Here is a 4162-nt window from a genome sequence, read left to right on the forward strand (position 1 = left end):
GATGGAGATGATCTTTTGTCTGGAGGAGCGGGGAATGATGGTGATTATTACGACTGGGAGAATTATTTCGGTCTCTATGGTGGAGATGGTAATGACACCTTAAATGGTGAAGCTGGTAATGATGAACTTTATGGTGGTAATAACAATGACATCCTACAAGGAACCAATAACGGTATAGGAGAACAAGATTATCTAGAAGGAGGAACAGGAAACGATCGCTTTATCCTTGCAGATACGACAAAGACCTTCTATGATGACGGTAATAGCACCCTTCCGGGTAATAACGACTACGCGACAATTGCCGACTTTAACACCACTGATGATATTATTCAACTACGGGGTTCAAGTGGTGACTATCTGTTATGGGTTTCTGGTTCTAATACTAATCTCTACATCAACAAACCAGGCAGCGAACCAGATGAACTGATTGCGGTTATCAATAATCAAACAGCATTAAGTCTAACTGCTAGTTATTTTAGCTATGTTTCTAGTCCGACTCTTCCCAGTATTACTCTTGCAGTTTCTCCCGCAAGTGTTACCGAAGACGGGACAGCTAATCTCATTTATACCTTCACCCGTAGCGGAGTAACAACTAATCCTTTAACGGTTAATTACACCCTCGGAGGGACAGCGACTTTAAATACCGATTACACTCGTACAGGGACTAACAATACAGTCACCTTTGTTGCTGGTTCATCCACTGCTACCGTAACAGTTGACCCCACTGCTGACACAATAGTAGAAAGTAACGAAACTGTTATTTTAACCCTTGCTGCGGGGACAGGTTATACAGTAGGTACTCCTAACGCAGCCACGGGAACAATTACCAATGACGATACCAGTGTCACCCTAGCAGTTTCTCCCGCAAGTGTTACCGAAGACGGGACAACAAATCTGGTTTATACCTTCACTCGTAGCGGAGTAACAACTAATCCTTTAACGGTTAATTACACCCTCGGAGGGACAGCGACTTTAAATACCGACTACACTCGTACAGGGACTACCAATACTGTCACCTTTGCTGCTGGTTCATCCACTGCTACCGTAACAGTTGACCCCACTGCTGACACAATAGTAGAAAGTAACGAAACTGTTATTTTAACCCTTGCTGCGGGGACAGGTTATACGATAGGTACGACTACTCCAGTTACGGGGACAATTAATAATGACGATACCACTGTCACCTCGCAACTCTCCATTAATGACATCACCGTAGTGGAAGGTAAAGATAATAATGCCATCCTCACCGTCACAGTTGATAATCCCAATTCACAACCAATTACCTTCAACTATACCACTGCACCCATTAACGCTACCGCTAATGTAGATTACACTAGCAAAACCGGAACTATCACCATTGCACCTAATACTGCCACCGCTACTATTAGCATTCCCATCCTCAATGATAACCTCAATGAACCTGATGAAGCTTTTACAGTAACCCTGTCAAATCCCGTTAATGCTACCATCAATCCCGAAGGAGGAATAGGAGAAGTTATCATTACTGATACTTGGCAAACCAGTCTCACTCGCACCCTACCCAACAATGTCGAAAACCTCAGACTAATTGGCACTAATAATATTAATGGTACAGGTAACGCTGGTAACAATAATATCACTGGAAATAATGGTATTAATCAAATCAATGGAGGTGTGGGAATTGATACTTTAACCGGTGGTTTGGGTGCAGATATCTTCATCTTTCAATTTGGTCAATCTACCATATCAACAAGCGATCATATCACAGATTTTGCCATCAATAGTGATAAAATCGACCTATTAACTCAAGGTGGAACTGCCACGAGTGCGCCTAGTAGTTTCAGTCGTGCTGCTAATAGCACTGTCACCACTTTAGACAATTTAATCAATCAGGTATTTACTGATGCCAATGGAGCGACTACAGGTAATCAAGGATTAGGGGTTAATAGTGCCGCCTTAGTGCAGGTAACAACTGGTGCGATCGCTGGAATTTACCTCGTTATTAATGATAGCACGGCTGGCTTCCAATCCAGCAATGATTTATTAATAAATATCACCGGATTTACTGGCACTTTACCAGCTTTAGGGAACATTCCAGTGGGTAATTTCTTTGTTTAAGTGTCTAAGCTCTTCTTCTAAGTCACCTAGAAAACGGGTTTCTTCAAGTATTTAGAAACCCGTTTTCTGTGCGTTAGGCAGCTACCAATTACGTCAAAAAAACAAACAACTCAAATCACCTAGAAAACGGGTTTCTTCAAGAAACTATTTAGAAACCCGTTTTCTTTGAGAAACCCGTTTTCTTTCTATTTAGGGTTTGCTGAATAAATCTAAAAACCTTGTTGGATAAGGCTTTTAGACTTTTTTTTCCTCAAAAAGTGCCGACCATTGGAGTGATTGGGGGGAAAATTCCGGGAATTCTTCCCTGAAAATTAGGTAATTGACCACCTGAAAATGGGTAAAACCCCACACCCCACACCCCACACCCTGCCCCTAGGAAAAGCTTTTTCAGCAAACCTTACCTATCAAATCTTTGCCGTCACAATTTAGGACAACAATGGTATGCTATGGGCCTCTACTCTTCTTCATCTTCTTGACTTGACAAAGGCTTTTGTGCAACGTGGCGCACGAAAAGAATCTGCACAATATCGCCAGTGATGGTAAAGAGAATTCTGTAGGCACTACGTCCCTTACCATAAATAAGTTGTCGGATTTCTTCCTCCAAGAAATTATTTTCAAAAGCAAGTGAACAACGGTAAGGCATTTGCTCTAGTGACAGAATTGCTTTGTACAATCCTTCCAGCCACAACCTCGCTTTTCGAGGAGAATCTTTGCTGAACCACAGATAGGCTTTTTCAATTCCCTGTTGTGCTTGCTGGTTGTATGACGACTTGATACTTTTGGCTCATGGAGAACTGTCCAGCTTATCGAACAATTCAGAGAAGAATTCCTCTGCCTTCTTACCTTTGCCTTGCTTCATCTCTTCAAGACCACGCTTGACTCCTTTAAGCGTCTCAACCAATTCAGCAGCTTCAAGAAGTGTCTGATAGGATTCCGCATCTTGCACGACGAGTGCTGCTTTCCCATCAACCGTAAGCACCAAAGGGTCTTTGGTTTGTTTGAGATGCTCTAGGAACTGGGTCGTGTTTCGTTTAAACTCAGTTAAAGAATGAATGTCTTTTGAAAGGTTGAGCATTATCTTAGCAGACAAAACGCATTTAATTATATGCTACCTTAAATTAAGTCTCCTGTGACAAATACCCGATCGTCTCACGGCTGGCTTCCAATCCAGCAATGATTTATTAATAAATATGACCGGATTTACCAGTACTTTACCAGCTTTAGGGAGAATTAACGTTAGTAGCTTTTTTATCTAAGTGTCTAAGTTATCCTTCTAAGTCACCTAGAAAACGGGTTTCTTCAAGAAACTATTTAGAAACCAGTTTTCTTTGAGAAACCCGTTTTCTGCAAACGCCTATTTAGAAAACAGGTTTCTTTGAGAAACCCGTTTTCTTGTAATGGGTTAAATCCGATCGCTGGGGGGTTGCCGCTCTAATTTGTCCAAAATTCGCTTGAGCAAGACACTATAAACAGGTTCACCACCTAAGAAGTGGGCTGTGATTGCAGCACAGATACAAGTCAGTAAAATTGGCAGCGCCACCAAAAAATTATCCGTCAATTCCATCACCAACATGACGGCGGTGAGGGGAGCGCGGACCGTGGCCGCCACTAATCCCCCCATCCCAGCGACGGCAAAAACCCCGGGTTGGGGCAGTTGACCCGGAAACCAAGCATCGCACACTTGTGCCAGCCCTAAACTGAATAGAGTAGCCAGGGCTAACATCGGGGCAAAAATCCCGCCAATTTCCCCAGAACCATAACAAATCATTGTCAGGAGAAAGCGCCCTAAGAAAACCAGCAGCAAGACCGCTCCTGGAGCTTCACTATTCTTGACGAATTTCTTCATGAAGTTTCTTTAATTGTTCATGGAAAGTTTCTGAATTTCCTTTTTTGATCATAAAACAGACTCGTTTTTTGTCATTATATCTTAAGGCTCCCATCACATTAACCCTTCCTCTTTTTCTTTGCCCGTTCACTTTTTTTCGCTTTCCTTTTTGGCTCTTCGTTACTCTTTATGCTAAATCAACATACAAGATGCCAAGACAACATACTTCTAACCCAAAAA

The 4162-nt window shown here is 42.2% G+C and carries 4 protein-coding genes and 2 pseudogenes; 2 read left to right on the forward strand and 4 right to left on the reverse strand.

Annotation, left to right across the window (positions count from 1 at the left end; genetic code table 11):
* Positions 1-2097 (forward strand): beta strand repeat-containing protein (locus O9290_RS05795; protein ID WP_288056296.1); only part of this gene is annotated, 2097 nt, incomplete at its 5' end.
* Between the two features lie 454 nt (positions 2098-2551).
* On the opposite strand, the gene O9290_RS05800 is transcribed toward O9290_RS05795, so the two are convergent.
* Together O9290_RS05800 and O9290_RS05805 are read right to left on the reverse strand one after the other, a co-directional pair.
* Complete coding sequence (locus O9290_RS05800; RefSeq protein ID WP_353852124.1) at positions 2552-2872, reverse strand: type II toxin-antitoxin system RelE/ParE family toxin; 321 nt, start codon at positions 2870-2872, stop codon at positions 2552-2554.
* A 9-nt stretch (positions 2873-2881) separates the two neighbouring features.
* A complete protein-coding gene (locus tag O9290_RS05805) occupies positions 2882-3187 on the reverse strand; it encodes a type II toxin-antitoxin system Phd/YefM family antitoxin (protein ID WP_287657942.1) in 306 nt (101 codons plus the stop codon).
* A 61-nt stretch (positions 3188-3248) separates the two neighbouring features.
* Between O9290_RS05805 and O9290_RS28095 the strand changes: the two are divergent.
* A pseudogene (locus O9290_RS28095) lies at positions 3249-3353 on the forward strand (bluetail domain-containing putative surface protein); the annotation flags it as partial.
* Between the two features lie 146 nt (positions 3354-3499).
* On the opposite strand, the gene O9290_RS05810 reads toward O9290_RS28095, so the two are convergent.
* On the reverse strand, positions 3500-3943 hold the full coding sequence (locus tag O9290_RS05810) for a chloride channel protein (protein ID WP_002761777.1): 444 nt from the start codon (positions 3941-3943) through the stop codon (positions 3500-3502).
* Positions 3924-4097 (reverse strand): annotated as a pseudogene (locus tag O9290_RS28435) (transposase); the annotation flags it as partial. The gene O9290_RS05810 and the pseudogene O9290_RS28435, both read right to left, overlap by 20 nt.
* Between the last annotated feature and the right edge of the window lie 65 nt (positions 4098-4162).

This window comes from Microcystis sp. LE19-41.2A, from assembly GCF_027530405.1.
In the GTDB taxonomy this organism is placed as follows: domain Bacteria; phylum Cyanobacteriota; class Cyanobacteriia; order Cyanobacteriales; family Microcystaceae; genus Microcystis; species Microcystis aeruginosa.

What these genes read in the sequence shown, in the direction of transcription:
- O9290_RS05810 (WP_002761777.1), bottom strand. Translation starts at nt 3,943, where the DNA reads ATGAAGAAATTCGTCAAGAATAGTGAAGCTCCAGGAGCGGTCTTGCTG.